Source organism: Streptomyces sp. BF23-19 (assembly GCF_041106355.1).
GTDB lineage: Bacteria > Actinomycetota > Actinomycetes > Streptomycetales > Streptomycetaceae > Streptomyces > Streptomyces virginiae_A.
This window is the reverse complement of the sequence record NZ_JBGBPT010000004.1, coordinates 165,319-191,228: the sequence shown is the minus strand read 5'-3', so window position 1 is coordinate 191,228 and position 25,910 is coordinate 165,319. Positions and strand designations below refer to the sequence as shown.

Annotated in this window: 22 protein-coding genes; 10 read left to right on the top strand and 12 right to left on the bottom strand. The window is 72.0% G+C overall.

What is annotated here, in order from left to right; genetic code table 11:
- The first annotated feature begins 163 nt into the window (after window positions 1–163).
- Window positions 164–508: a hypothetical protein gene (locus AB8A24_RS04265; protein WP_030717239.1), complete on the top strand. Its 345-nt coding sequence runs from the start codon at window positions 164–166 to the stop codon at window positions 506–508.
- 78 nt (window positions 509–586) lie between these two features.
- Here AB8A24_RS04265 and AB8A24_RS04260 read toward each other — a convergent pair whose 3' ends face one another.
- Together AB8A24_RS04260 and AB8A24_RS04255 are read right to left on the bottom strand one after the other, a co-directional pair.
- Window positions 587–826 (bottom strand): chaplin, encoded by a 240-nt coding sequence (locus tag AB8A24_RS04260; protein ID WP_266384449.1) that lies wholly within the window; start codon window positions 824–826, stop codon window positions 587–589.
- Window positions 827–980: 154 nt separating this feature from the next.
- Window positions 981–1,448 carry a hypothetical protein gene (locus tag AB8A24_RS04255; protein ID WP_369474752.1) on the bottom strand — a complete coding sequence of 156 codons (468 nt, stop codon included), beginning with the start codon at window positions 1,446–1,448 and terminating at the stop codon, window positions 981–983.
- A gap of 271 nt (window positions 1,449–1,719) precedes the next feature.
- On the opposite strand from AB8A24_RS04255, the gene AB8A24_RS04250 reads away from it, so the two are divergent.
- A complete protein-coding gene (locus AB8A24_RS04250) occupies window positions 1,720–2,130 on the top strand; it encodes a rodlin (protein ID WP_266384442.1) in 411 nt (136 codons plus the stop codon).
- A 115-nt stretch (window positions 2,131–2,245) separates the two neighbouring features.
- Here AB8A24_RS04250 and AB8A24_RS04245 read toward each other — a convergent pair whose 3' ends face one another.
- On the bottom strand, window positions 2,246–2,887 hold the full coding sequence (locus AB8A24_RS04245) for a vitamin K epoxide reductase family protein (protein ID WP_328963010.1): 642 nt from the start codon (window positions 2,885–2,887) through the stop codon (window positions 2,246–2,248).
- A gap of 192 nt (window positions 2,888–3,079) precedes the next feature.
- On the opposite strand from AB8A24_RS04245, the gene AB8A24_RS04240 reads away from it, so the two are divergent.
- Window positions 3,080–3,850, top strand: coding sequence for a DUF6227 family protein (locus AB8A24_RS04240; RefSeq protein ID WP_328963009.1), 771 nt, complete (start codon window positions 3,080–3,082; stop codon window positions 3,848–3,850).
- A 25-nt stretch (window positions 3,851–3,875) separates the two neighbouring features.
- On the opposite strand, the gene pfkB is transcribed toward AB8A24_RS04240, so the two are convergent.
- Together pfkB and AB8A24_RS04230 are read right to left on the bottom strand one after the other, a co-directional pair.
- Complete coding sequence (gene pfkB, locus AB8A24_RS04235; RefSeq protein WP_369474749.1) at window positions 3,876–4,826, bottom strand: 1-phosphofructokinase; 951 nt, start codon at window positions 4,824–4,826, stop codon at window positions 3,876–3,878.
- A 228-nt stretch (window positions 4,827–5,054) separates the two neighbouring features.
- Window positions 5,055–6,617 carry an MFS transporter gene (locus tag AB8A24_RS04230; RefSeq protein WP_328963007.1) on the bottom strand — a complete coding sequence of 521 codons (1,563 nt, stop codon included), beginning with the start codon at window positions 6,615–6,617 and terminating at the stop codon, window positions 5,055–5,057.
- 62 nt (window positions 6,618–6,679) lie between these two features.
- On the opposite strand from AB8A24_RS04230, the gene AB8A24_RS04225 reads away from it, so the two are divergent.
- Window positions 6,680–7,636 (top strand): YafY family protein, encoded by a 957-nt coding sequence (locus AB8A24_RS04225; protein ID WP_328963006.1) that lies wholly within the window; start codon window positions 6,680–6,682, stop codon window positions 7,634–7,636.
- A gap of 143 nt (window positions 7,637–7,779) precedes the next feature.
- Here the strand turns inward: AB8A24_RS04225 and AB8A24_RS04220 are convergent, their stop codons facing one another.
- Entirely contained in the window at window positions 7,780–8,757 is a 978-nt protein-coding gene (locus tag AB8A24_RS04220; protein WP_328963005.1) for a sigma-70 family RNA polymerase sigma factor, read from the bottom strand.
- A 203-nt stretch (window positions 8,758–8,960) separates the two neighbouring features.
- Here AB8A24_RS04220 and AB8A24_RS04215 point away from each other — a divergent pair, with 203 nt between their 5' ends.
- The gene (locus tag AB8A24_RS04215; RefSeq protein WP_328963004.1) at window positions 8,961–9,491 is read left to right on the top strand and encodes an N-acetyltransferase family protein; all 531 of its coding nucleotides are present in this window, start codon (window positions 8,961–8,963) and stop codon (window positions 9,489–9,491) included.
- Between the two features lie 100 nt (window positions 9,492–9,591).
- Here AB8A24_RS04215 and AB8A24_RS04210 read toward each other — a convergent pair whose 3' ends face one another.
- The 3 genes from AB8A24_RS04210 to AB8A24_RS04200 all read right to left on the bottom strand — a co-directional run bounded on the left by AB8A24_RS04210 (window position 9,592) and on the right by AB8A24_RS04200 (window position 12,792).
- Window positions 9,592–10,362 (bottom strand): class III extradiol ring-cleavage dioxygenase, encoded by a 771-nt coding sequence (locus AB8A24_RS04210; protein ID WP_328963003.1) that lies wholly within the window; start codon window positions 10,360–10,362, stop codon window positions 9,592–9,594.
- A gap of 112 nt (window positions 10,363–10,474) precedes the next feature.
- Entirely contained in the window at window positions 10,475–12,007 is a 1,533-nt protein-coding gene (locus AB8A24_RS04205; protein ID WP_328963002.1) for an MFS transporter, read from the bottom strand.
- A gap of 62 nt (window positions 12,008–12,069) precedes the next feature.
- Entirely contained in the window at window positions 12,070–12,792 is a 723-nt protein-coding gene (locus AB8A24_RS04200) for a TetR/AcrR family transcriptional regulator (RefSeq protein WP_328963001.1), read from the bottom strand.
- Window positions 12,793–13,061: 269 nt separating this feature from the next.
- Here AB8A24_RS04200 and AB8A24_RS04195 point away from each other — a divergent pair, with 269 nt between their 5' ends.
- The gene (locus tag AB8A24_RS04195) at window positions 13,062–14,339 is read left to right on the top strand and encodes a M6 family metalloprotease domain-containing protein (RefSeq protein WP_328963000.1); all 1,278 of its coding nucleotides are present in this window, start codon (window positions 13,062–13,064) and stop codon (window positions 14,337–14,339) included.
- 91 nt (window positions 14,340–14,430) lie between these two features.
- Here AB8A24_RS04195 and AB8A24_RS04190 read toward each other — a convergent pair whose 3' ends face one another.
- Together AB8A24_RS04190 and AB8A24_RS04185 are read right to left on the bottom strand one after the other, a co-directional pair.
- Complete coding sequence (locus AB8A24_RS04190; RefSeq protein WP_328962999.1) at window positions 14,431–15,201, bottom strand: alpha/beta fold hydrolase; 771 nt, start codon at window positions 15,199–15,201, stop codon at window positions 14,431–14,433.
- Window positions 15,198–16,136 carry a beta-ketoacyl-ACP synthase III gene (locus tag AB8A24_RS04185; RefSeq protein WP_328962998.1) on the bottom strand — a complete coding sequence of 313 codons (939 nt, stop codon included), beginning with the start codon at window positions 16,134–16,136 and terminating at the stop codon, window positions 15,198–15,200. The genes AB8A24_RS04190 and AB8A24_RS04185 overlap by 4 nt, the downstream gene beginning before the upstream one ends.
- A 360-nt stretch (window positions 16,137–16,496) precedes the next feature.
- Between AB8A24_RS04185 and cseB the strand changes: the two genes are divergently transcribed.
- The 4 genes from cseB (at window position 16,497) to AB8A24_RS04165 (ending at window position 22,161) form a co-directional block, all read left to right on the top strand.
- Window positions 16,497–17,225, top strand: a complete 729-nt coding sequence (gene cseB / locus AB8A24_RS04180) for a two-component system response regulator CseB (protein ID WP_328962997.1) — start codon at window positions 16,497–16,499, stop codon at window positions 17,223–17,225.
- A gap of 40 nt (window positions 17,226–17,265) precedes the next feature.
- On the top strand, window positions 17,266–18,615 hold the full coding sequence (locus AB8A24_RS04175; protein ID WP_369474743.1) for a sensor histidine kinase: 1,350 nt from the start codon (window positions 17,266–17,268) through the stop codon (window positions 18,613–18,615).
- 62 nt (window positions 18,616–18,677) lie between these two features.
- Window positions 18,678–19,451 (top strand): ABC transporter ATP-binding protein, encoded by a 774-nt coding sequence (locus AB8A24_RS04170; RefSeq protein ID WP_369474741.1) that lies wholly within the window; start codon window positions 18,678–18,680, stop codon window positions 19,449–19,451.
- A gap of 88 nt (window positions 19,452–19,539) precedes the next feature.
- Window positions 19,540–22,161 carry an ABC transporter permease gene (locus tag AB8A24_RS04165; RefSeq protein ID WP_369474739.1) on the top strand — a complete coding sequence of 874 codons (2,622 nt, stop codon included), beginning with the start codon at window positions 19,540–19,542 and terminating at the stop codon, window positions 22,159–22,161.
- 229 nt (window positions 22,162–22,390) lie between these two features.
- Here AB8A24_RS04165 and AB8A24_RS04160 read toward each other — a convergent pair whose 3' ends face one another.
- The gene (locus AB8A24_RS04160; protein ID WP_369474737.1) at window positions 22,391–25,849 is read right to left on the bottom strand and encodes an ATP-binding domain-containing protein; all 3,459 of its coding nucleotides are present in this window, start codon (window positions 25,847–25,849) and stop codon (window positions 22,391–22,393) included.
- Window positions 25,850–25,910: the final 61 nt, after the last annotated feature.

Below are 25,910 nucleotides of genomic sequence, written 5' to 3'. Positions count from 1 at the left end.
CGGCCGGAGAATCCCTCGTCAGATTCTCCGGCCACTGTCATGCCCGCACCACATAAGCGCGCGCGTTCGCGTTTCCGTAGCGACGGGTAATCGTTACCCAGGGTGAAAGTGGCGCGACGGTCGCCACTGACGCCTCTGTCCACGAAAGAAGAGGATTTCGATAATGAAGCTCACGAAGGTCGCCGCTGTCGTCGTCGGCTCCGTCGCCGCCCTCGGCGCCTCCGCCACCGCCTTCGCCGCCGAGCCCGCGGCCGCGATGCCCCCGATGAGCCTGACCGGCGGGGTGACCGAGACGCTGAACGCCGTCGGGCCCGTCTCCGAATCCCTTCCGCAGACGGTCGGCAACGGGCTGGCCGAGCAGGGCGACACCGTCAACAAGGTCGTGGGGACCGCCCAGAGGGTCAACAAGGTCCGCAACGACGTACCCGGCACCGTGCTCGGCCTCGCGAACGGCGCCACCCAGGCGTCCCCGATGCTCGGTGGCGTGAAGCTCAACGGCGGTCAGTGAACCGTCCCGGCCGGCCACCCGCCGACACGACTGTGGGCGCCACCGGCAAGGCCGGGGCGCCCACAGTCGGTGCAGACGTCAGTGGTTGATGCAGACGTTGCCGAACGCGGGGTTCAGCAGGCCGACGACGTTCACGGTGTTGCCGCAGACGTTGACCGGGACGTGCACCGGCACCTGGAGCAGGTTGCCGGACAGGACGCCGGGGGAACCCACGGCCGCGCCCTCGGCCGACGAGTCGGCGGCGGCGGAGCCGGCGGCACCGGCCGCGGCGAGACCAGCGGTGGCCAGGACCAGGGCGGCCTTCTTGGCAGAGTTCATGGGAAGTGCACCTTCTGTTCGACGTTCTGCCCCGATCCGGGGCTCACATCGAGCGAAACGGTCCAGCTTCCCAGACGACACGGCCACGCGCACGATGAGACCTGTTCGGCTCAATTGTCGTAACCATCCGACGGGTTACCGGCCTGTACCGGCCCTACGGGAGGGCCGGAATGTCCGGAAGCTCGGGAATCACGGGGGTGTCCGGGATCGCCGGGGTGTTCGGGATCGCCGGGGCGTTCGGGACCTCGGGCAGGGCGTCCACCGGCGGGAGCTGGGGGATGAGGCCGGACAGGTCGGGAAGCTCGGGGAGCTTGATGTCCGGCAGCTTCGGCAGCTCGATCGGCGGCAGCGTCACCCCGGCGGGCAGCAGACCCCCGACCGTCGCGAGAAGACCTTCGAGGGTCTTGGTGAGGCCCGCCAGGAGGTCGTCGATGGGACCGGCGGCCGCCGCGCGCCGCTCGATCTTCCCGACCTGCTTCTTGACGGAGGCCACTCGATCGGTGAGGGCCGCGGAGCCGTCACCCTCCACGGCGCCCGCGGGGGCAGCCGCGCCGGACAGTATGACGACGGCGAGGGCCGCCGGGACGAGGAGGCGGGCGCGGGACGGCTTCGTGCGGTGCATGGATGTTCCTTCGTGGTGGGGACACGGGAGCGGACCCAATCGTTCCGCTTCCTCACCCACCGTGCGAAGACCTCGCACGGTGCGCAACCGGAACCCCGATCGGTGCCGGCCGCGTACGGGCTTCGCGCAGGCGTCCGGAGCCCACTCACCCGGGGTGGGGAAAACCTCGACACTCGCAGGCCGTTTGAGTGAAGCAGCGGAACCAACCCCCAGGTCGGGCAGTTGACCAGGGCGCTCCATCAGCGGGCACTCGTGCGACAGAAGGATCAAGATGTTCAAGAAGTTCATGACCGCCGCCGCGGTCTCCGCCGTTGCGATCGGCGCGGGCGCTGCCGCCGCGGCCCCGGCCATGGCCATCGGCAACGACAACGGGGTCAACACCGTCAACGGCAACGGTGCCCAGCAGATCTACGGCAACCAGAAGACCCACGGCGACATGAGCCCGCAGCTCAGCCTGGTCCAGGGCACCCTCAACAAGCCCTGCATCGGCCTGCCGGCGAAGGTCAACGCCCAGTCGATCCTCGCCGCGCTCAACATCGGCGTCCAGGACATCAACGTCCTGTCCAACCCGCAGAACCAGCAGTGCACCGAGAACTCGACCCAGGCCAAGGGCGACGAGCCGCTCTCGCACATCCTGGACAACATCCCGGTCCTCTCCGGCAACCTCTCGGCCGGCAGCTGATCTCCGGTTCCTCCGCCCTTCGGGTGATCGCGGGCCGCTGAGCCTGTGGAGTGAATGAAGAGGGCCCCGGCGGCGTCCAGCCGCCGGGGCCCTCTTCATGTTCCGCCCCCGGCGGTCAGCCGGTCCAGAAGTCCCACCAGCGGGTGAGGATCAGCATGCCGATCACTCCGATGTGCAGGGCGGGCGGGGCCCAGCCGAATTCGGTGAAGAAGCCCCGCAGCGGGCCGGGGGCGGGCAGGACGCGCGTACGGACGTTGTGCGCGGTGACCGCCCAGAACATCAGCAGGGTCGCGACCCAGGCCAGACAGCACCACAGGCAGAGCGCGTTGATCTCGTAGAGCGACTGGACCATCAGCCAACTGCAGAAGCCGACGCCGAAGAGCGTGCCGGCGTTCAGTCCGAGCCAGAACCAGCCGCGGTGGCGGGCGCCCGCCAGCAGGCTCACGCCGACGCAGACCACGACGGCGTACGCGACGAGCCCCAGCATCGGATTGGGGAAGCCGAAGGCCGCCGCCTGCTCGCTCGTCATCACGCTGCCGCAGGAGACGACCGGGTTGAGACTGCACGCGGGCTTGAAGTCCGGGTCCTCCAGCAGGAGGAACTTGTCGAGGGTGATCACCCACGAGGCCAGCAGCCCGGCCGCCCCGGTGACGGCCAGCAGCCAGGCCAACCCCGACGGAGCGGGACCCTGTTCGCCCTCGTGTCCACTACGGGGCCGTACCTGCTGGCGCGGGAGGCCCACTGTATTCGTTGCCATGTGGCCCATACTCCCGCGCTCCCCCTCAGATCGGGCCCAACCGTGCTCATCCGTACGCAAGTTGACCTGAAGGTGTGGCGGGAACCTCCGATGCTTCCCGGACGTTTTACCGAACCCCGGACGTGATGTCAGAACCAGGGGTTACGTTGAGCTTCCGCGAAGTGACAAGCTGCGACGGCCTGGAGACCCACCTTGAGCGATCCGTACGAGACAACCGAGGCGCACCTCGAACGACTCCTCGGCCGCGCCCTCAACTCCTTCGACCTGCCGGACAGGCTGGTCGAGCGCCTCGGCACGGCGCTCGCCCACAGCTCTTCGCTCTACACCACCCACCACAGCCCGGAGGCGGGCATCTGGCGGGAGACCCACCGGCACACCTATCTGCTGACCGACGGCGGTTCGGTCTCGCTGTGGGAGCTGACCTACCGACTGGAGGGCGACCGGTCCGTCCGGCACGAGGTCTTCGCGAGCAAGGCGGAGACCTGCCTGGCCGTGACCCGGCTGTTCGGTGAGGCCTCGGCCGGGGCGTCCCCGGACCCGGTGCTGGTGCCGGGCGAGGACGAGCCGGAGGGCGACGTGGCGCTGCTGAGCGCGCTGTACGCGGCCCAGGCCCCGATGCGCCGGCACCGGGAGTACGCGGTGGAGGACTCCGCCGACCACGCCCGGCGGGTGCTGCGCCGCGCGGAGAACGCCGACCGGCCGGGTGAGCCGGTGACGACGCTGCTGCGGTCGGCGTACGCGCACCAGATCACGCAGGCGTTCGGCGCGCGGCACTGCCTCGCGGACGGGCGGGGCGCGGGTTTCAGCCTGTACGAGCACGCCTTCGTGCTGCTGGACGGGACCGAGGTCAGCCTGTGGGAGGTCGAGCACACGGCGACGCCCGACGGGCGGCACATGTGCGAGGTGTACGAGAGCGAGGCGGCCGCCCGCGGAGCGATGGAACTGCGCGCCCGCGTACGGTGATCCGCCCTGACCGGCGAGACACCCCCTAGGGGGTACCGGGGTCGGTGAGCTGGAGGTCCAGGGGTGGGTCCTCGGTGACGCGGACCCGGTCGGGGCGCAGGTCCGCCGGGGTCGGCATGGCGCTGCCCGGCAGTTGGACGGCGGCCGCGCCGTGGGCCAGGGCCGAGGCGAGGGCGCCCGGGCCGGTGCCGCCCGCGATCAGGAAGCCGGCCAGCGAGGCGTCGCCCGCCCCTACGGTGCTGCGCACCACCGGGGCCGGGGCGGTGCCGTAGTAGGTGCCCTCCGCCGAGACCAGGAGTTGGCCGTCCCCGCCGAGGGAGGCCAGTACGGCCCCCGCGCCCCGATCGCGGAGCTCCTCGGCGGCCTTGACCACGTCCCCCAGGGTGGGCAGCGGGCGTCCCACCGCGGTCGCCAGCTCGGACGCGTCAGGCTTGATCACTTCCGGCCGGGCCGCCGCCACCTCCGGCAACGCGGGGCCCGAAGGGTCCAGGGCGATACGGGCGCCCGCCGCGTGCGCCCGGGCGACCAGGTCGGCGTACCAGTCGGGTCCGACGCCGCGCGGGAGGCTGCCGCAGCAGGCGACCCAGGTGGCTTCGGTGGCGGCGGAGCGGACGGTGTCCAGGAGGAGGGCGGATTCCTGCGGGGAGAGCGCCGGGCCGGGTGAGTTGATCTTGGTGAGGGTGCCGTCGGGTTCGGTGAGCGCGATGTTCGAGCGGGTCTGACCGGTGATCGAGACGGCCGTGACGTCCACGCCCTGAGCGCCGAGGAGTTCGGCGAGAAGGATGCCGGGGGCGCCGCCGAGCGGGAGGACCGCCGTCGTACGGACACCCGCGGCGGCCACGGCGCGGGAGACGTTGACGCCCTTGCCCCCGGGGTCGACCCGTTCACCGCCGGCGCGCAGCACTCGGCCGCGGTCCAGCGGGGGGACCTCGTAGGCCCGGTCGAGGGAGGGGTTGGGGGTGACGGTGAGGATCATGCGAGCACGACTTCCGTACCGGCGGCCTCGATCAAGGCCTTGTCGTCGGGGGCGAGGTGCGGGATCTCGGGACGTCGCTCCGGTGCGCACATCTGGATACATGTCCGTTTCATTCACTAATTGGCGGATTCGCACCACTGTACGCAAGGGTGTGGACGGAAACAAAAAAGAACGGACATGCCGCCCCGGAGGGCGGACATGTCCGTTCGATGGTGCGTGGGGGCCGGCTCAGGCGACCGGGACCTTCTCGGGGGTGCGGCCGGCGTGCTCGGCGGCGCCCTCGCGCTCCTCCATCGGCAGCGCCCTGCGCGGCAGTACGAACATCACCGCGAAGATCACGACCAGTACGGCCACGACCCACCACAGCGCGCCGCGGAAGGCCTCCACGTACGGCGGGCCGAAGACCATGTCGTCGTCGATCAGACCGAAGAAGACGACGGAGGTCAGCGCGAGACCCAGCGCGTTGCCCATCTGGCCGGTGGTGTTGATCAGACCCGAGGCGGATCCGGCGTGCTCGCGCGGCACCTGGGAGAGCACGGTGTCGTTCAGCGGAGCCACGATCAGGCCCATGCCGACGCCCATCACGATCAGCGGGGCGGCCATCTGCCAGGAGGCGATCTCCATCCCGTAGTGCTGCGACTCCCAGATGTAGAGGAGCAGACCGGCGGCCATGACCAGCGCGCCGGCCTGGAGCACCTTGCGGCCGAAGCGGGGGACGAGCTTCTCGACCGAGAGGCCGGCGGCGACCGAGACCGCGATGGAGAACGGGATGCCGGTCAGGCCCGCGCGCAGCACGCTCCAGCCGAGGCCCATCTGCATGTACATCGTCCAGACCAGGAAGAAGATGCCGGTCGCGATGCCGAAGGTCAGCTGGACGGCGATACCGCCGGCGAAGCTCTTGACCTTGAAGAGGGAGAGCTCGACGAGCGGAGAACCATCCTTCTTGATCTTGTACTTCTCGTACGCGATGAAGGCGGCGAAGACGAACGGCGCCGCGCCCATGCAGACGAAGCCCCACAGCGGCCAGTCGTTCTCGTGGCCGTGGGTCAGCGGGAAGATCAGCAGGACCAGGGCGAGGGTGGCGAGGACGACGCCGACCAGGTCCAGCCGCAGCGCCTTGGGGGCCTTGGACTCGGCGATGAACTTGCGGCCCAGGATCACGCCCATGATGCCGACGGGCAGGTTGATCAGGAAGATCGGGCGCCAGCCGAGACCGAAGAGGTCCCACTCGATGAGCAGCGCGCCGAGCAGCGGACCCGAGACGGCGGCGAGGCCCACGATCGCGCCGAACATGCCGAAGACCTTGCCGCGCTCCTGGGGCGGGAAGGTGACGTGGATGATCGCCAGGACCTGCGGCACCATCAGAGCGGCCATACCGCCCTGGAGGAGTCGGGCCACGACGAGGATGTCCGGGTTCGCGGCGATGCCGCAGAGCAGCGAGGCCGCGGTGAACCCGGCGATGCCGATGAGGAAGACGCGCTTGCGGCCGTAGATGTCACCGAGACGGCCGCCGGTGATCAGGCCTGCGGCGAAGGCGAGGGCATAGCCCGCGGTGATCCACTGGATCGCGCTGGTGGAGGCTCCGAAGTCCTCACGCATGGTGCGGATGGCTATGTTGACGATCGTGACGTCGACCAGGTCCATGAAGGCCGCGGTCATCACGATGGCGAGCGCCAGCCAGCGGCGGCGGTCGGCGGACGAGCTGGGTGCGTCGTGGGCTACGTCGTTCCGCTCTTCTTGTACGGGCCCGTTCTCTCTTTCGGGCGATGTCTTGGACGTCTCGGTGCTCATGAGGAGAAACTTAGACGGCGTCTAGGTCAGTCCGTGTCCTATTTCGCCGGCAGCCTGGATCCATGACCGACACACCCGGACGACTGCTGTCCCTGCTGTCCCTCCTGCAGACCCCGCGGGAATGGCCAGGGAGCGAGCTGGCACAGCGGCTGCACGTGAGCGCGCGAACCATCCGGCGCGACATCGAGCGGCTGCGGGACCTCGGCTACCCGGTGGAGGCCACCTTGGGCGCCGAGGGCGGATACCGGCTGGTGGCGGGGGCGGCGATGCCCCCGCTGCTGCTGGACGACGAGGAGGCGGTGGCGATCGCGGTGGGGCTGCGGGCGGGGGCCGGCCATGCGATCGAGGGGGTCGAGGAGGCCTCCGTACGGGCCCTGGCGAAGCTGGAGCAGGTCCTGCCCTCACGACTGCGGCACCGGGTGAGCGCGCTCCAATCGGCCACGATCGCGCTGTCCCGCGGCGACGGGGCGAGCGTCGACCCGCGGACGCTGACCACGATGGCGGCGGCGGTGGCGGGGCCGGAGCGGCTGCGGTTCGCGTACCGGGCGGGGAACGGGGCCGAGTCGCGGCGGCTGGTGGAGCCGTACCGGCTGGTGAGCACCGGGAGCCGGTGGTACCTGGTCGCCTACGACCTGGAGCGGGAGGACTGGCGGACCTTCCGGGTGGACCGGGTCGACGAGGCCTTCGCGACGGGGGCCCGGTTCGCGCGGCGGGACCTGCCGATGGAGGCGGAGGAGTTCGTCCGGCGGGGGCTGCGGGGCGGGGAGAAGCAGCCGTACCGGGTGGAGGTCGACTTCGCGGCGGGCCCCGCGGAGCTGCCGGCCTGGCTGCGGGCCGCGGCCGTGCCGGGGGACGGGACGCGGACCTCGGTGAGCTTCGAGAGCGCGGACGTGCCGGAGTGGACGGTGGCCCGGCTGGCCCTGACGGGGCTGGCGTTCACCGTGCGGGGGCCTGCGGCGCTTCGGGATGCGGCCGGTGCGCTGGCCGCTCGGCTCACGTCGGCGGCGGGCGCGCCGTAGCCGGGGCTCCGCCACGGCCCCTGGGGGCTCCGCCCCCGGACCCCCGCGCCTCAAACGCCGGCGGGGCTGGGTTGTGCCGGGCAGGAGAGAGCCCCGGCGCCTGGGGGGGATAGGCACCGGGGCTCGTTCGGGGGCGGGGCCGGTCAGGCCACCGCGTCGAAGCCGGTGTCGCGCGCCATCCGCTTCAACTCCAGGAGCGCGTGCTTCTCGATCTGGCGGATCCGCTCACGGGTCAGGCCGTGCTGCTTGCCGACCTCCGTCAGCGTCCGCTCGCGGCCGTCGTCGATGCCGTACCGCATCTTGATGATCGACGCCGTGCGCTGGTCGAGCTTGCCCAGCAGGTCCTCCAGCTCCTCGCTGCGCAGCAGGGAGAGCACGGACTGCTCGGGCGAGATCGCCGAGGTGTCCTCCAGGAGGTCACCGAACTGCGTGTCGCCGTCGTCGTCGACCGACATGTTGAGGCTGACCGGGTCGCGCGCCCAGTCCAGTACGTCACCCACGCGCTTCTCCGTCGAGTCCAGCTCGGCGGCGATCTCGGCGTGCTCCGGCTCGCGGCCGTTCTCGCGGTTGAACTCGCGCTGGACGCGGCGGATCCGGCCGAGCTCCTCGACGAGGTGGACGGGGAGGCGGATGGTGCGGGACTGGTCCGCGATGGACCGGGTGATCGCCTGCCGGATCCACCAGGTGGCGTACGTGGAGAACTTGAAGCCCTTGGCGTAGTCGAACTTCTCGACGGCGCGGACCAGGCCCGCGTTGCCCTCCTGGATCAGGTCGAGGAGGGGCAGGCCGCTGCGCGGATAGCGGCGGGCGACGGCCACGACGAGGCGGAGGTTCGAACGGATGAAGACTTCCTTGGCCCGCTCGCCCTCGGCGGCCAGCGTCTCCAGCTCCTCGCGGGCCGGGGTGTCCCCGTCGCGCTCTATCGCGCCGTCGAGGATCTGCTGGGCGTAGACGCCCGCCTCGATGATCTGGGAGAGCTCCACCTCTTTGGCGGCGTCGAGCAGCGGGGTGCGCGCGATCTCGTCCAGGTACATGCCGACCAGGTCGCGGTCTGCGATCTCCCCGCCCACAGCGCGGGCGCTGCTCGTGGACTGACGGCGGGCGGCGGCGCGGGTTGCCATGCGTGCTCCCTTGCGAAGTGTTCGGTCGCGGTGCGGCTGGTGGACGCCGCCGGACGGCTGCCGACCGGTCCGGTGCGTCACGGACACTCTCCCGAGTGCCCGCTTCCGAAGGAAACAACGACTGGAATCGGGACAGAATTCCCACGCCGCTCCCTGTTTTTCGAGATCTTGCAGTATCCTGCCCCACCACCGGAGGGGAGCGGATGTCACAAGATCTCGAAGAGGTGCAGGTCAAGCCCGGTACGGAAGCCGATCTGGCGCCCCTCACGGACCTCTACAACCACTACGTCCGTGAGACTGCCGTCACATTCGACACGGCCGTCTTCACTCCGGAACAGCGCCGCCCTTGGCTGCACTCCCACCCTGAAGACGGGCCGCACCGGCTTCTGGTTGCCTGGACAGGCGATCGAATGGCCGGATACGCCACGAGCAGCGCATTCCGCCCCAAACCGGCCTACGCCTCATCGGTGGAGGCGAGCGTCTACCTCGCGCCGCACGCGGTCGGCCGGGGCATCGGCACGCTCCTCTACGAGGCGCTCTTCGCGGCCCTGGCCGAGGAGCCCGTGCACCGCGTCTTCGCCGGGATCGCCCTGCCGAACGAGGCCTCGGTGCGCCTCCACGAGCGCTTCGGCTTCCGCCGGGTCGGAGAGTTCACGGAGGCGGGCTGGAAGTTCGGCCGGTACTGGGACGTCCGCTGGTACGAGAAGCGCCTGGGCCACCACCCGTCCGACTGAGGGGCCAGGACCGGCCGAGGGGCTCGTGGTCACCGAAGCGGCCACCGGTGCATCGCGCGGTCCTGGTGCTGTGACCGGAAAGGTCCACCGGGTCACAGCACTAGCCGAACTGGAGGGAGCGCTTCGAGAGGCCCATCCAGAAGCCGTCCACAGGGGTGCGGGCGGCGGTGAGGTCGGATTCGGCCGCGCCGAGGGTGACGAAGAGCGGGGCGAAGTGTTCCGTGCGGGGGTGGGCCAGGCGGCCCGCCGGGGACTTGTGCTCGAAGTCCAGCAGGGCGTCCACGTCGGACGCGGCCAGGGCCTCGCGGCCCCACGCGTCGAACTCCGCCGACCAGCCGGGGACGCCCGGGCCCGTGTGGCGCAGCGCCGCCAGGTTGTGGGTGAAGAAGCCGCTGCCCACGATCAGCACGCCCTCGTCGCGCAGCGGGGCGAGCTTGCGGCCGATGTCCATCAGGCCGGCCGGGTCCAGCGTGGGCAGGGAGATCTGGAGGACCGGGATGTCGGCCTCCGGGTACATCTCCACCAGGGGGACGTACGCCCCGTGGTCCAGGCCGCGGTCGGGGATGTCCTGGACGGGGGTGCCGGGGGCGCGCAGCAGTTTGCGGACCGAGGCGGCCAGCTCCGGGGCGCCGGGGGCGTCGTAGCGGACCCGGTAGTAGTGCTCGGGGAAGCCCCAGAAGTCGTACACGAGCGGGACGCGCTCCGTGGCGCCGAGGGCGAGCGGGGCCTCCTCCCAGTGGGCGGAGACCATCAGGATCGCCCGGGGGCGCGGCAGGTCGGCGGACCAGGCGGCGAGCTCGCCGGGCCAGATCGGGTCGTCGGCCAGCGGGGGTGCGCCGTGGCTCAGGTACAGGGCCGGTATGCGGTTCACAGCGGGCGCTCCTCCGCGTAGTTGAAATGCGTACCGAAACAGACTAACCCCGTCTCGTTCAAATTTGAACGAGACGGGGTCATCAGTCATTCCCGTGGGCCCTCGGCCCCGATCAGTGGGCGATCACCGGGACCTTGAGCTCGGCCTCCTCGCCGGAACCGGAGGCCACCGGGCCACCGGCACCCGGACGGCCGGTGTTGATCAGCGTCAGCGCGATGACCGAGCTGGCGACCAGGATGCCGACCGCCCACCAGATGGCGGACGCGTAGCCCTCGACCATGGCCTGTGCCTGGATCAGCTGCGCCGCCGGGCCGCCCGCAGCGGCCTCGGCCGCGTGGTCGGTCAGGTAGGCGGTGGTCGCCGAGGCGGCGATGGTGTTCAGCAGCGCGGTGCCGATGGCGCCGCCGACCTGCTGCGAGGTGTTGACCATGGCGGAGGCGACACCGGCGTCGGCCGGGTTCACCCCGTGCGTGGCCAGGGACATCGCCGGCATGAACGCCGTACCCATGCCGAGGCCGAGCAGCAGCTGCGCCGGCAGGATCAGCGCCGGGTACGAGGACCCGACCTCCAGCTGGGTCAGCAGCAGCATGCCGAGGCCGGCGACCATGAAGCCCGGGCCCATCAGCAGGCGCGGCGGGACGCGGGTCATCAGGCGGGCGCCGATCTGGGTGGAGCCCGCGATCATGCCCGCGATCATCGGCAGGAAGGCGAAGCCGGTCTTGACGGGCGAGAAGCCCTTCACGACCTGCAGGTAGTAGGTGAGGAAGAGGAAGAGGCCGAACATCGAGATGACGGCGAGGCCGAGCGAGAGGTAGACACCGCCACGGTTGCGCTCCAGCAGGACGCGCAGCGGCAGCAGCGGGGACTTCACCTGGGACTCGACGAGGACGAAGGCGGACAGCAGCAGCGCCGAGGCGACGAACATGGTGACCGTCAGGGCGTCCGACCAGCCGGCGGACTCGGCGCGGGTGAAGCCGTACACGAGGGCGACGAGACCGGTGGTGGAAAGGATCACGCCCGGGATGTCGAGGGGCGCGCGGTTGCGGGACCCGGCGGGCTCACGGATGACCATCCAGGCGCCCACGGCCGCGACGATCGCGAAGGGGATGTTGACGAAGAAGGTCCAGCGCCAGTTCAGGTACTCGGTCAGGAAGCCGCCGAGGATCAGGCCGACGGCGCCGCCGCCGCCCGCGATGGCTCCGTAGATGCCGAAGGCCTTGGCCCGCTCCTTGGCGTCGGTGAACATGACGGCGAGCAGTGACAGGGCCGCCGGTGCGAGCAGCGCGCCGAAGGCACCCTGCAGCGCGCGGGCGCCGAGCATCATGGCCTCGCCGTTCGCGGCGCCGCCCAGCGCGGAGGCCAGGGCGAAGCCGACGAGACCGACGACGAAGGCGTTCTTACGGCCCCACTTGTCGGCGATGCGACCGCCGAAGAGGAGCAGTCCGCCGAAGGCCAGCGCGTACGCGGTGATGACCCACTGGCGGTTGCCGTCCGAGATGCCGAGGTCGGTCTGGGCGGAGGGGAGGGCGATGTTCACGATGGTCGCGTCGAGAACGACCATCAGTTGGGCCAGGGCTATGAAGACGAGTGCCTTCCAGCGGCTGGGATCGGCAGCCGGCGCGAGGCTCGCGGCTGTTTTTGACATGGGGATACCCACTTCACTGTGCGGAATGACTGAAAAAGGCTAGTTCGTAAGCTTTGTGCGTGTCACATGGTTTTCTGCCGCAGGTCGCCCAAGGTCGTTGCCGAACCCGGGAGTTCGGAGCGGGCCGGGGCCCGCAACCCGTCGAGGAAGAGCTGCAGATGGCGGTGGGCGAAGCGGTCGGTGTCGAGGCACGCCGTGCCCGGGAGCGGGCGACTGAGCTGGGACAGGGCGACCATCAGGTCGCCGACGCCGATGTCCGTACGGACCAGCCCGGAGTCCTGGCCCGCGGCCAGCAGGGTGACGACGGCCTCCTCCAACGCGGTGCGCGCCGCCAGCAGTTCGGGGTGTTCGCCGTCGAACCCGTCGGCGAGCATCGGACACAGGGCGCCGATCCGCTCGTCCGCGGCGGCGTGCGTGAACCGGCACAGGGCGGCGAAGGCGTCGGGCTCCTCGGCGAGGGAGGCCTCGGCCGAGGCCGTCACCCGGCCCATCGTGAAGAGCACGACGTGGTGGACGAGGGTGGGGCGGTCGGGGAAGTGCCGGTAGAGCGTGGCATTGCCGATGCCCGCCCGGCGGGCCACCTCGTCGAAGGGAGCCCCGGAGCCGGATTCGACGAAGGCCTCGCGGGCCGCCGCCAGGATCCGCTCGCGGTTGCGGACGGCGTCGGCGCGCGGACGCGGAACACCGACCGCGGGCCCCTGCGCCTGCCCTTGCACCGACCCTTGCGCCTGCGCCGGGTCCGGGGTGGGCCGGGGCGCCGGGGCGGTACTGGTGGAGCTCTTCATTCCGGGGCCTCCCTGGCGCGGACTCGCGGGCTCGTGGTGCGGACTGCGCGACCGTCCCGCCCAAACGGGGAGCCGCTCCCCGCTTAGCGGGACTCACGTACAAACGGGGATCCGGTCCCCGGTTATTTCACTCCCTCGTGTGACCTGGGTCACCGGCGTGTCCACGTTCGGCCTCTCCCGACGCGCGGGCGCGCCGCGCCCGGCGGAGGGTGATCGAACAGAGCGCAGACCGGGCAGGGCCGGCTGCCGCGGACCCGAAGGCGATCTCCATGCCGCAGACCCGCCACCGGATACGCAGACCACGTCGCACCAGCGCGTACATCGGCCTGACCGCGCTGGCCCTCGGCGTCACGGCAACGGCGAGCACGGGCATATCCAGTCGCGGCAACTCGGCGGCCGGAGCGGTGGCCACGACCGTCGAATCGGCTCTCGCGCCCTGCCGGATCGCTGGCACCATGGGTGTGCAGATGTCCGAGGGCATGCCGACCCCGCCCGGCTACTCGCGCTCCACCGGCGAGATCCGGGCCCTGAACCTGATGATCGACTTCCCCGACGCCAAGGGCGAGGGCACGGCGGCGGACCGGATGGCGGAGTTCTTCCCCCAGACAGCCGAATGGTTCCGCACCAGTTCCTACGGCCGGCTGGCCTACCGGGCCGAGGCGCCGATAAAGGGCTGGCTGCGGATGCCGATGCCCTTCGCGGCGTACGGGATCGAGCGCGGGTCCGCGTACGAGCCGGGCTACCGGCAACTCGTCGAGCACATAGCGAAGGCCGCCGACCCCGAGGTGGACTTCACCCGGTACGACCTGATCAACATCCTGGTCACGCCGAACGCCGGGCCGTCCGCCCTGGACACCGTCCTGTCGGTGACCTTCTCGGGCAACGGCGAGGCTCCGGTCGCCGACGGGGTGCCGCTGGCCAACACGTCCTTCGTCTACAGCCGGCAGGACGACGGCTCCGGCACCTACCAGGAGACCGGCTACCGGGTGCTCCCGCACGAGAACGGGCACGTCTTCGGGCTGCCCGACCTCTACACCGCCGACGGCGGGAGCACGGTCGGGCACTGGGACATCATGAGCGAGGACTGGGGTGCCAACAACGACCTGATGGGCTGGCACAAGTGGAAGCTGGGCTGGCTGGACAGTACGCAGATCAGCTGCGCGGCCAAGTCGGGCACCAGCGACCACACCCTGTCCCCGCTGGGGGTACATGGCGGCACCAAGCTGGCCTTCATCCCGCTGTCGGAGAGCACCGGGTACGCGGTGGAGGTGCGGACCCGGGCCGGGAACGACGAGGCCGTCTGCAAGCCGGGCGTCCTGATCTACAAGGTGGACTCCGACGTGGACACCGGGCACGGCCCGATCACCGTGTCGGACAGCGCGAGCACGAGCGGCGGCTGCACCCGGCGGCCCAATGTGCACGCGGAGCTCTCGGACGCGCCGTTCCGGCCGGGCGAGACCTTCACCGACGAGAAGGCGGGCATCAGCGTGTCCGTCGTGGGTGAACTGCGCAACGGCAGTTACCAGGTCCGCGTCATCCGGCCGTGATCTCCCGCCGGGTGGGGACCGACCGCGGGCCGGAGTCACGCGCCACGTGACTCCGGCCCGGGTCGCCCCGGCCGTCCGGTCGGCCCTCCGGTCAGCCCTCCGTGAGTGCCCGGCGCAGCACGTCCACGACTGTGGGGCGGTGCGCGTCGGCCAGCAGGAAGAAGTGGTCGCCGTCGAACCGGAGCACCTGGCACGCCCCGGTCGTGTGGTCGGCCCAGCCGTCGAGCGGTTCGTGCGGGATCAGGGGGTCGGCCGTGCCGCCCAGCACGTGCAGGGGCACGTCGAGCCGTACGTCCTCGAACCCCACCGCGGCCTCCCGGCTGAGTTCGATGTCCGCCCGCAGGACGCGCGTCACGTGCGCCAGCATCTCCGGGTCGTGCAGCACCCACTGCGGGGTGCCGCCGCCGTCCCGCAGCAGCCGGACGGCGTCCTCCTCGGTGGTGGTGCCGTGGGCCCGGCGCGGGGTCCGGCCGGGGACCTGCCCGCTGACGACGGCCGCCCGGCAGTGCGGGCCGAGCAGGCGCGCGGCGCGGGTGGCGAGGAGTGCGCCGAGGCTGTGTCCGAAGACCACCGTGGGCAGCGGGTCCCGGCCGAGCACCTCGTCGGCCACGGAGTCCAGTACCTGGTCGAGCCGGCACCCCGGCGGCTCGCCGAACCGGCGCTCCCGCCCGGGCAGCGAGAGCCCGAGCACCTCCACGTGGTCGGGCAGCGGGCCGACGAGGGGGAACAGGGTGTTGGGGCCGGACCCGGAATGCGGGAACACCAGCAGCCGCGCCCGGGGCGCGGTCGCCGTCTCCCGCAGCAGCGGCCACCACGGCACGCGCGGGAACCCCGTTGCCGTCGATCCGTCGGCGCCGGTCACGGGCAATTGATGATCTGGCCGGCGTAGGACAGACCCCCGCCGAACGCGAAGAGGAGTACGGGCGATCCCTTCTCGATCTCACCCCGCTCGACGAGCTTGGACAGCGCCAACGGGATGCTCGCGGCCGAGGTGTTGCCCGAGTCGACGACGTCCTTGGCCACGACGGCGTTGACCGCGCCTATCTTGCGCGCCAGAGGTTCGATGATCCGCAGGTTGGCCTGGTGGAGGACGACGGCGCCCAGCTCCTCGGGCTTCACGCCGGCCCGCTCGCAGACCTGGAGGGCGACCGAAGGGAGCGTCGTGGTGGCCCAGCGGTAGACCGACTGCCCTTCCTGGGCGAAGGTGTTGGTCGGCGCCTCGATGCGTACGGCCCGACCCATCTCGGGTACGGAGCCCCACACGACCGGGCTGATCTCCGGCTCCTCGGAAGCGACGACGACGGCCGCGCCCGCACCGTCGCCGACGAGCACACAGGTGGTGCGGTCGGTCCAGTCGGCGAAGTCGGTGAGCTTCTCCACGCCGATGACCAGGGCCTTCGTTGCGGAACCCGTCCGTATGCTCTGGTCGGCCAGTGCCATGGCGTGCGGGAATCCGGAGCAGGCCGTGTTCACGTCGATGGCGGCGGGAGTCCTCGCCCCGACCGCGGCGGCCACCCGGGACGCCATGTTGGGCGAGCGGTCGAGCGCCGTGCAGGTGGCGACGATGACGAAGTCGATGTCGGCGCCGGTGAGTCCGGCGTTGGCCAGTGCGTGCTCGGCGGCCTTCGTGGCCATGTCCGAAACAGACTCGTCCTCGGCCGCCACATGGCGCGTCTTGATTCCGACCCGGCTCCGGATCCACTCGTCGGTGGTGTCGACCATCTGCTCGAGATCGGCATTGGTCAAGATTTTTGACGGCTGATAGTGCCCGAGGGCAAGGACACGCGACCCGACCATCAGTGTTTCTCCTCGCTCCGTGGACCCCCGATACGGATCCTGATCGACCGATGATCAGACTATGCAGCGGCCCGACCGGACTCATCGCTTCAGCAGACCGTTTTCCGCCGGCACCACTGGCATTCAGGCCGATTTCGATCGACGTGCCACCGGTGTACGAGGTCGTACGCGTCCGGGCGCGGCCGTTTGTATCCGCCGTGTATCGATGGGCGCTCGGCTGCCGATCGAATCGCGCACCCGGCCCCGACCTCGGCCGCCGCGTCCGATGCCTCCCGTATCGTTCCTTCCGGGTCGCCGGCCGCGCGTGGGTTCACGCCGGAGCGGCACTTCGCCCGACCCGTCCGAACAGGAGTCCCGCCCGTGCCCTCACCCGCCCCGGCTCCGGAATCTCCACCTCCGGTCCGCGTGCTGCTGGTCGAGGACGACGAGCTGATGCGCCGGTCCTTCGCCGTCGCCCTCGAACGCTACGGCTACCGGGTCACGGCCGCGGCCGACGGACTGACCGGGCTGGAGTCCTTCCGCGACGACGAAGCCTTCGACCTGCTGATCCTCGACGTGATGCTGCCCGGCCTCGACGGGATCGGGCTGTGCCGCCGGGTCCGCGAGACCAGCCTGGTGCCGGTGCTGATGATGTCCGCCCGCGGCGACGGCCTCGATGTCGTCGCCGGTCTGGAGGCCGGGGCCGACGACTACGTGGTCAAGCCGGTGGAGACGAACGTACTCGTGGCACGCATCCGCTCGCTGCTGCGTCGGGCCTCCTACGCGCCCGCCCCGGGCGGCGAGCCCGCCGCCGGTCGGGAGGCGGACGTACTGGTCTTCGGCGATCTGACCGTCGACACCGGTGGGATGGAGGTGTTCGTCTCCGGAAGCCCGGTGGCGCTCACCCCCACCGAGTTGAAGCTGCTCCTGGAGTTCGCGGCCCACCCGGGCATCGTGCTGGAACGCCACACCCTGCTCCGCAACGTCTGGGAGTACGGCTGGGACGGCGACAGCCGGGTCGTGGACCTGGCCGTCCAGCGGCTGCGCAAGAAACTGGGCCGGGAGCGGATCGAGACGGTCCGCGGCTTCGGCTACAAGCTCAGGCGCTGAGGCCGTGCGTCCCCCGCGCCGATCGTGGTGGCCGGCCCGTGTGCCCCTGCGCTGGAAGATCGCCGCGCTGGCGGCCGCCACGGCCTGCCTGGTCGCCCTGGCGGTGGGCGTCCTCGTCCACGTGTGGACCGCGATGGACATCCGCAGCCGGGCCGAGATGGACGCCACCAACACGGTGTACTCCGCCATGGACGTCTACCGCCGCACCGGAACGCCGGCGGGCGGCGCCGAGCTCGATCCGGCCGAACTGCCCGCCGCCCTGCGCCACCCGGCCGGCGCCGACCGGCGGGTGGCCTACGACGGGCGCATCGAGGGGAACCTCGGGCCGAGCGTCTGGGGCGCCCAGCGGGTCGGCGGCCCGGGCAGCCCCGTACTGGCCGTCCGGATCAACATGAGCCCGCAACTCCACGACCTGCGCCGCCTCGACGCGAGCATGGCGGTGGCCTCGCTCGTCTCGCTCGCCGCCGCGCTGCCCCTGGCGGTCTACGGAGCCGCTCTCATCGCCCGCCGGTTGCGCCGGGTCGCCGAGACCGCGGCCCGCATCTCCGGCGGGGACCTCGACGCCCGTACCGGCCCCGCCCTGGGCCCCGCCAGGGGCCGCGACGAGGTGACCGACATCGCCGCGACCGTCGACCTCATGGCCGACAGTCTCGGCCGACGGCTGCGCATCGAGCGGCAGTTCACGGCGGACGTGGCCCACGAGCTGCGCACCCCCGTCGGCGGCCTGCTGGCCGCCACCGACCTGTTGCCGCCCGGCGAGACGGAGGACCTGCTGCGGGCCCGCGTACGGGACCTGCGCGGCCTGGTCGAGGACCTGCTGGAGATCTCCCGGCTGGACGCGGGCGCGGAGGCGCCGGTGCGCGCCCGGGTCCCGCTGGCCGCGGTGGTCGCCGAAGCGGTGGCCCGTACCGGCCTGGACACGGAGGTCGCCGTCACCGGGTCACCGGCCGCGGAGCACGTGGAGCATGTGGAGGCCGCGGAGCACGTGGAGACCGCGGAGCACGTGGAGCACGTGGAGACCGACCCGCGCCGCCTGGAGCGGATCGTCGGCAACCTCGTCATCAACGCGCACCGGCACGGACGTACCCCGGTGCGGGTCACCGTCGAGGGCCTGACCGTCGTCGTCCGCGACCACGGCCCCGGCTTCCCCGCCGACCTGCTGCTCGACGGCCCGCGCCGCTTCCGTACGGGCGCCGCGGAACGGGGCACGGGACACGGCCTCGGCCTGACCATCGCACTGGGCCAGGCCCGGGTGCTCGGCGCCGAACTGCGCCTGGACAACGCTCCGGACGGCGGCGCGGTCGCCACCCTGCGGCTCCCGCCCCCACCGACCGACGCACGACTGCCGCGGGACGGCGCGGAAGCCGATACACGGCGGCCCCGCCCCTGATACGTCCCCCCGACACCCTTCGGCGTGCACCCCTTTCCCACCGCGCCCGAAGTGGAGTCCCTGTGACCGCCGACCCGTCCTCCCCCCGCCCGACGCCCGGTGTCGCGGCCTCCACCACCGAGCTGTCGAAGGTCTACGGCAGCGGCGACACCCGCGTGGTGGCACTGGACCGGGTCAGCGTCTCCTTCCGGGAGGCCGAGTTCACCGCGATCATGGGTCCTTCCGGCTGCGGCAAATCCACCCTCATGCACTGCGCCGCGGGCCTCGACCCCGTCAGCTCGGGCTCCGTCCGCATCGGCACCACCGAGCTGGGCACCCTGGGCGACCGGCAGCTCACCGAGCTGCGCCGGGACCGGATCGGCTTCATCTTCCAGGCGTTCAACCTGCTGCCCACCCTGACGGCGCTGGAGAACATCACCCTGCCGCTGTCCATCGCCGGACGCCGCCCGGACCGGGAGTGGCTGGACCGCGTGGTGTCCATGGTCGGCCTGGACCGGCGCCTCGACCACCGGCCCGGACAGCTCTCCGGCGGGCAGCAGCAGCGCGTCGCGGTGGCCCGGGCGCTGATCACCCGGCCCGCGATCGTCTTCGGCGACGAACCCACCGGCAACCTCGACTCCCGGGCCGGGGCCGAGGTCCTCGGCTTCCTGCGCGACTCCGTACGCGAACTGGGCCGGACCGTGGTGATGGTGACCCACGACCCGGTCGCCGCCGGCTTCGCCGACCGCGTCGTCTTCCTCTCCGACGGCCGGCTGGTCGACGAGATGCTGCGGCCCACCCCGGATCGGGTGCTGGACCGGATGAAGCAGCTCGACACCCGCGCACGCACGAGCTGACCCTCCCCCGTCCCGCCGCCCGTGGGCCGCACGGCCCACGCCCGACGGCCCACGCCCCACGCCCCACATCTCCGGAAGCCACTCACCCATGCTGAAAACAGCCCTGCGCAACGTCCTGGCGCACAAGGCCCGGCTGCTGATGACGGTGCTCGCCGTCACCCTCGGCGTCGCCTTCGTCTCCGGCACCCTCGTCTTCGCGGACTCCTCCACCGCCGCCCACCGGGCCGCCGTGTCCAAGGACTACGCCGACATCGCGGTCACCGTGACCCCGAAGGACCCCCCGCCCGGCGCCCCCGGAGCGTCCGGGTCCGCCGGGTCCGCCGCGTCCGCCGCGTCCGCCGGGTCCGTCGCGGACGAGCACGCCACCGTGCTCGACGACGAACTCGCCCGCAAGCTGGCCGGGTTGCCCGGCGTCGCCGCCGTACGGCCGGCCGCGGACGGCCTGGCCACCCTGAACGCCTCGGACGGCTCCCCGCTGCGCACCGGCCGGATCTGGGCGCACCGGGCGGCCGCCTACGTCCCCGGCGCCGACGGCAAGGACAGCCGCCATCCGCTGACCGAGGGCCGGGCACCCCGCGACAGCACGGAGATCGCCGTGGACAGCGGCACCGCCGCCGCCGGCCGGTTCCGTATCGGCGACGAGATCACCCTGGCGACGGACGGCCCGGTCATGACGAAGCGGCTCGTCGGCATCGTCACCACCCGGGACACCCGGGTGACGGCCGGCGGCACCCTCGCCGTCTTCGACAAGGCCACCGCCCAACAGCTGTTCGTCTCCCCGGGCCGCTACACCTCGATCGACCTGTCCGCCGTACCCGGCACCGACGAGGCCGAACTCTCCCGCCGGGTCGCCGCCCTGCTCCCCCCCGACCGGGCCGAGGCCACCACCGGCACCGCCCAGGCCGCCCAGCAGGCCGTCCTCGTCGACACACTCACCCGCGGCAACGAGAAGCTGTCGCTGGTCTTCGCCGGAGTCGCCCTCTTCATCGGGTCGTTCCTCATCGTCAACACCTTCACCATGCTCGTCGCCCGGCGCACCCGTGAGATCGCCCTGCTGCGCGCGATCGGTGCCACGCGCCGCCAGGTCGTCCGTTCCCTCCTGTGGGAGGCCGTCCTCCTCGGGCTCGCCGCCTCGGGCCTCGGTTTCCTCGCGGGCCTCGGGATCGCCTCCGTACTGCCGCGGATCCTGAGCACCACCGGGGAGGCGCTGCCCCGCGGCCCCCTGGTGATCGGACCGCTCCCGGTGATGGCCGCGCTCGCCGTCGGGGTGGGGGTCACCGTGCTCGCCGCGTGGCTGCCGTCCCGCAAGGCCGCCCGGATCGCACCGGTCGAGGCCATGCGCGCGGCCGAACAGCCGCCCACCGTCGCCGCGTCCCGGGTCCGCGGCGCGGCCGGTGCCCTGCTGCTCGCCCTCGGCGCCGGACTGCTGCTGTCGCTCGCGGGCGTGAAGGACGCCTCCGAGGAGAACCTGCGGAGCGCGATGTTCGGCTGCGCCCTCCTCGTCGTCGCCGTGATCCTGCTGGCGCCGCTGCTCGCCGTCCCCGTACTCCGGCTGACCGGCCGGCTGACCGGCCGCCTCGGAATCACCGGCCACCTCGCCCACCGCAACGCGCTGCGCGACCCGCGGCGCACCGCCGCCACCGCCTCCGCGTTGATGGTCAGCACGGCCCTGGTCGCCGGACTCTCCGTCATCGGCCACTCGACCGGGCAGGCCCTCGACCGCCAGGCCGCCGCGGGCCTCGGCGCCGACTACGTGATCAGCACCCACACCTCGTCGGCCGGCATCGACCCGGCCGCCGTGCAGCGGGTATCCGCCACCCCCGGCGTGCGGACGGCGACCGCCGTCTGCGACTCCACGCTGTTCATCGGCGGTGGCGTCCGCCAGATCTCCGGGGTCGACCCGGCCGCCGCCCTGTCCGTCATGAAGCTGGACTTCGTCAGCGGCTCCCTGAAGGACCTCGGACCGGGCCGCATCGCCCTCTCCCGCACGCTCGCCCGCGAGAACGGTGTGAGCGCCGGCGACCGGATCGACGCCCGGATCGGCGGGCCCGGCACGGACCTCACCCCGTACACGGTCGTCGGCGTCTACGAGGACAACCCCACCGCCCAGGACGCCCTGGGCGCCCGCACCGAGGTCCAGGAGAAGGCCCTCGCCGCCGGCTCCGTCCAGCGCGTCCTCGTCCGCGCGGACAGCGGTTCCGACGGCGGTGCCACGAAGGACCGCCTGCGGACCGCCACCGGCAACAACCCCCTGCTCCAGGTCCAGGACCGCCACGAACTCGTCCAGGCGGCCGCCGGCGCCCTGGGCACCCTGCTGACCCTGACGTACGGCCTGCTCGCCATCGGCGGCGTGATCGCCACCCTCGGCATCATGAACACGCTGGCCATGTCGGTGTCGGACCGCACCCGCGAGATCGGCGTCCTGCGCGCCATCGGCATGGACCGCGCCGGCATCCGCCGGATGATCCGCCTCGAATCCCTGACCGTGGCCGCCTTCGGCACCCTGCTGGGGCTGGCGTCCGGCCTGTTCGGAGCCTGGACGGTCGGCGCCCTGACCAACGGCGCGCTCAAGGACTACTCCCTGGCCCTCCCCTGGGGCACGCTGCTCCTCGTCTGCCTGATCTCCCTGGCCACGGGCGTGTCGGCGGCAGCCCTCCCGGCCCGCCACGCGTCGGCCCTGAGCCCCCTGGAGGCCGTCGCCGAGCTGTAGGGCTCAGGCCCAGGCCTCTGCCCACGGGACGGGATCCGGCCGCCGGTACCACCACCACCGGCCGGGGCCGCCCCGTCCCGGCGGCCGGCCCGTCAGCTCCTCGACGAGCCTCCCCCTACGGGTCGCCGCCCAGTAGGCGCTCGGATACGCCTCTTCGGCGGAGAACAGGACGGTCGTCCCGGCGGCCTTCGCGAACCTGGCCGGTGTTCACGGTGCGGTCGGCTCCTCGTCAGCCCTGCGGGGGCTGTCCCAGCGCGATGTCGGTGTCCTTGCCGCCCCACCCTTCGGGGCTTCGCCAGATGACGTGGACGCCGAAGACATCGCGGACGGTGTCCGCCGACCAGTCCTCGGCCGGGGGTTCGGAGAGGACCAGGTAGAGGCTGTCGGCGGGCATGGGCAGAGTGTGGTTGATCTCCAGCAGGCGGGTGGCGCCCGAGCGGAGGTCCGCGTACGACGAGCGGCCGGCGCCCAACGCCTCGTAGAGGAAGAGCCCTTGCCCGGTGACGCAGCTGACGTCGACGACCGGCGAGTCGGTCGGCTGGAGGTCGGCCCACAAGAGGGACGACTTCAGGGCGTGGCGGACCGCCTCGTGCTTCTTGCACGTCCGGTCGGCTTCGGCCGACGCCTCCAGCGCGCGCAGGAAGCCGTCCTTCGTGGTCGAGGCCGGCGCGGTCGTGTCTTCCGCGACTTCCGCGAGGGTCATCTGCTCTACGTCCTTCTGCTCGGGCTGCGGTGGGGTGGGGGCGGGGACTGCGGCCGTGGCTGCGGCTGCGGTGGTCGCGTCGTCGGGGACCGGGGCGGCGTCCGCGTCCGGTTGCGCGTCCGGGGCGAAGCGTTCCTGGAGTGCCCGGCGCGCCTCGGCCAGGGTGTCCGCCCAGCCCGAGGCCGTCAGCTGTTCCTGGAGCCGGGCGGGGTCGAAGGTGCCTTCCTTGAGGGCGCGGTTGGCGCTCGCGGCGAGGTCGCGCAGAACGCCCAGCCGGTCCCTGTCGGGAGAGTCGAACAGGTGGAGCACGTCGACCCAGTCGGCCTGGTCCCTGCGAAGGACGCGGTTGGCCATCCCCTGCAACTCGGAGAGCCGGCCGCGGGCGTCGGGCACGTCCGCGTCGCTCTCGGTCAGCTCCCGGAGCACGTCCAGTGCCGCGAGGTAGCGCCCCGCCATCCTCGGCGAGACGGGCGACCGGCCGCGCTGGTCGGAGGTGAGGACCGTCTGGTTCGTCTCGTTCGCGAACACCCAGCAGTCCAGCTTCTCGCCCCGCCGCGGGGGAACGGATCCGTGGCGGACGGTGAGGACGAGGGGACGGTCGAAGCCGGGGGTGAGGGACTTGACCTTGTAGCGGCCGCCCGGGGCCTGGTCCACGACCTCGACCCGCACGTCGGCCCCGATCCGCGGAAGCCGGGTCACGGCCACCTCCACCTCTGCCTCCGTCTCCACTGCCGTCTCCGCCGTGGCCTCGGGCGCCGGAGTCCCGGAGCCGTCCCCGGCGCTCGTGAGTACGTCCGGCAGCGGGGCGGTGTGCAGGACGGTCAGGCTCTGGGTGCTGCGGGTCAGGGCCACGTACAGCTGCCGCAGGCCCGCGGGGCCTCGGTCGGCGATGGTGGCGGGCTCGATGACCAGGACGTGGTCGTACTCCATGCCCTTGGCCTGGGTGGCGGCCAGCACGGAGACGGCCGCGCGGTGCTGCGCGCCGATGGCGTCGCCCTCGTCGATCCTGCGGCCGATCGCGTCGAGCCAGTCCGAGTCGTCGGGGACGATGACGGCCACGGAGCGGAGGGTGTTCCCGTCACTGGTGCCCACGAGGCGCGTCACATGGGTGACCGTGTCGTCGAGGAGCTTCCACGGCTCGGTCGCCACCGTCCGTACGGCGTCCCCGCCCGCCTCGCGCACGGCCTGCGGGTAGGGCAGGGTCGGCGCGATCTCCCGGGCGAGGGGGGCGACGAACTCCATGATCTCGGCGGGCACGCGGTAGCTGGTGTTGAGCTCGGCCACCCGCCAGTCGCCGTGGTCGGACAGGACCGTGCCGAGCCGGTCCCAACTCACCGGGATGTGGGGCCCCGTCGCCTGCGCGAGGTCGCCCAGGACGGTCATGGAGCCGCCCACGGCGCAGCGCCGCCGCAGGGCTCGGGCCTGCATGGGCGTGAGGTCCTGGGCCTCGTCGGCGACGATGTGCCCGTAGCGGCTCGGGGTCTCCCCGCTGATGAGGACCCGGAGCTCTTCGAGGCAGACGTGGTCGTCGAGGGTCCAGGGATCGGCGTCGGCGCTGGCGGCGCGGGGCCGCAGCAGGGCCGTCCGCTCCGCCTCGTCGAGGATGCCGTCGGCGCAGGCGTGCAGGAGGTCGGGCGAGTCGTAGAGGGTACGCAGGGCTTCCCTGGCGCCCGGGGACGGCCAGACGCGTTCGATGAGGCGCTCGACCCTGCGGTTGCGCTCCAGGTCGCGGCGGATCGTACCGGCCTGCCCGCGCCGAGGTGCGATGTCGGAGAGCTCTTGCAGGAGACGGTCGACGAGGAGGCCGCGGAAGCGGTCGCGGCGCTCCCGGTAGGGGCTGTCGCCCTCGTGCGCCTGGTCGAGGAGGGCGAGGACCTCGGACCGGGGGATGCGCAGCGTCGTACTGCCGGCGGGGACGACGATCGCGGGCTCGTCGCCTTCGAAGGAGGGCGCGACGACGAGGTCGTCGAGTGCCTCGGGACGGTAGTCGTTCTCCACGCGGCGGCGCAGGACGGCCGCCATGCGTTCGTCGGACTTCACGAGTCGCGCCTGCGGGGAATCGGCGGCGAGTATCTCGCCGTCCCACAGGCGGTTCAGCTGGACGGCGTTGACGTCCCGGGTGCCGAGGGTGGGCAGGACCTGGCCGACGTAGTCGAGGAACCGCTGGTGGGGGCCGATCACCAGGATGTCCTGGGCCTTGAAGTGGTCGTTGTTGACGAGCCAGGTCACGCGGTGGAGACCGACCGCGGACTTACCGGTGCCCGGTCCGCCCTGTACGACGAGGATGTCGGAGGGAGCACCGGTGACCAGCTCCATCTGGTCGCGGCGGATCGTCTCGACGATGTCGCGCATGCGGCCGCTGCGCGACCGCTGGAGTTCGCGCAGCAGGAAGTCGTCGGGCTGAACGGTCTTTCGGCGCTGCCGGTGGACGATGTCGCCAGGGGTCGGGGCCGCCGGCCGGGGCTCCGGAACGGTCGGGGACACGGGTACGGGTTCCGGTACGGGTACGGGTGCCGGAAGCGGTTCCGGCACGGGAGCGGCGGCCGGCGGGGCGATGTCGTCGAAGTAGCCCTCGACGATCCGCTGAACACAGCGCAGTTGGCGCCGCAGCGTCACCTCACCGGGGCACTCGGGCCGGGCGTCCAGCCACTTCCGCGCCAGGGGGCTGGTCCACTGCAGCACCACCGGCTCGTTGGCGGCGTCCCACACGACCCGCCGTCCGACGTACCAGGGGCGGGGCTCCTCACCCGGTCCCTCCGGCGCGTCGACCCGGGCGAACACCAGGGCCTCGTCGCCGAGGCCGCCGTACGAGGCGGCGCGGGACTCCGCTTCGAGCCGGTTGGCGATCCCGTCCTTGCCGCTCGCCGAGGCCGTGGCCGCCGAGGTGCCGCTCATCTCGGCCAGGCGCGCGGTGTAGCAGTCGTACGCGTGGTCGACGGCGCGCTGCTCGACGGCGAGATCCTCGTCCCGAGTGGTGGTGCTCATGTACGTCCTCCCTGCGGCGCCGAAGGGACACCGCTACGGGCCTGCGCCCGTACCCCGCTGA

Coding starts and splice junctions, on each gene's coding strand:
- AB8A24_RS04265 (WP_030717239.1), top strand. CDS start 164: ATGAAGCTCACGAAGGTCGCCGCTGTCGTCGTCGGCTCCGTCGCCGCC.
- AB8A24_RS04260 (WP_266384449.1), bottom strand. CDS start 826: ATGAACTCTGCCAAGAAGGCCGCCCTGGTCCTGGCCACCGCTGGTCTC.
- AB8A24_RS04255 (WP_369474752.1), bottom strand. CDS start 1,448: ATGCACCGCACGAAGCCGTCCCGCGCCCGCCTCCTCGTCCCGGCGGCC.
- AB8A24_RS04250 (WP_266384442.1), top strand. CDS start 1,720: ATGTTCAAGAAGTTCATGACCGCCGCCGCGGTCTCCGCCGTTGCGATC.
- AB8A24_RS04245 (WP_328963010.1), bottom strand. CDS start 2,887: ATGGCAACGAATACAGTGGGCCTCCCGCGCCAGCAGGTACGGCCCCGT.
- pfkB (WP_369474749.1), bottom strand. CDS start 4,826: ATGATCCTCACCGTCACCCCCAACCCCTCCCTCGACCGGGCCTACGAG.
- AB8A24_RS04230 (WP_328963007.1), bottom strand. CDS start 6,617: ATGAGCACCGAGACGTCCAAGACATCGCCCGAAAGAGAGAACGGGCCC.
- AB8A24_RS04225 (WP_328963006.1), top strand. CDS start 6,680: ATGACCGACACACCCGGACGACTGCTGTCCCTGCTGTCCCTCCTGCAG.
- AB8A24_RS04220 (WP_328963005.1), bottom strand. CDS start 8,757: ATGGCAACCCGCGCCGCCGCCCGCCGTCAGTCCACGAGCAGCGCCCGC.
- AB8A24_RS04215 (WP_328963004.1), top strand. CDS start 8,961: ATGTCACAAGATCTCGAAGAGGTGCAGGTCAAGCCCGGTACGGAAGCC.
- AB8A24_RS04205 (WP_328963002.1), bottom strand. CDS start 12,007: ATGTCAAAAACAGCCGCGAGCCTCGCGCCGGCTGCCGATCCCAGCCGC.
- AB8A24_RS04200 (WP_328963001.1), bottom strand. CDS start 12,792: ATGAAGAGCTCCACCAGTACCGCCCCGGCGCCCCGGCCCACCCCGGAC.
- AB8A24_RS04195 (WP_328963000.1), top strand. CDS start 13,062: ATGCCGCAGACCCGCCACCGGATACGCAGACCACGTCGCACCAGCGCG.
- AB8A24_RS04185 (WP_328962998.1), bottom strand. CDS start 16,136: ATGGTCGGGTCGCGTGTCCTTGCCCTCGGGCACTATCAGCCGTCAAAA.
- AB8A24_RS04165 (WP_369474739.1), top strand. CDS start 19,540: ATGCTGAAAACAGCCCTGCGCAACGTCCTGGCGCACAAGGCCCGGCTG.
- AB8A24_RS04160 (WP_369474737.1), bottom strand. CDS start 25,849: ATGAGCACCACCACTCGGGACGAGGATCTCGCCGTCGAGCAGCGCGCC.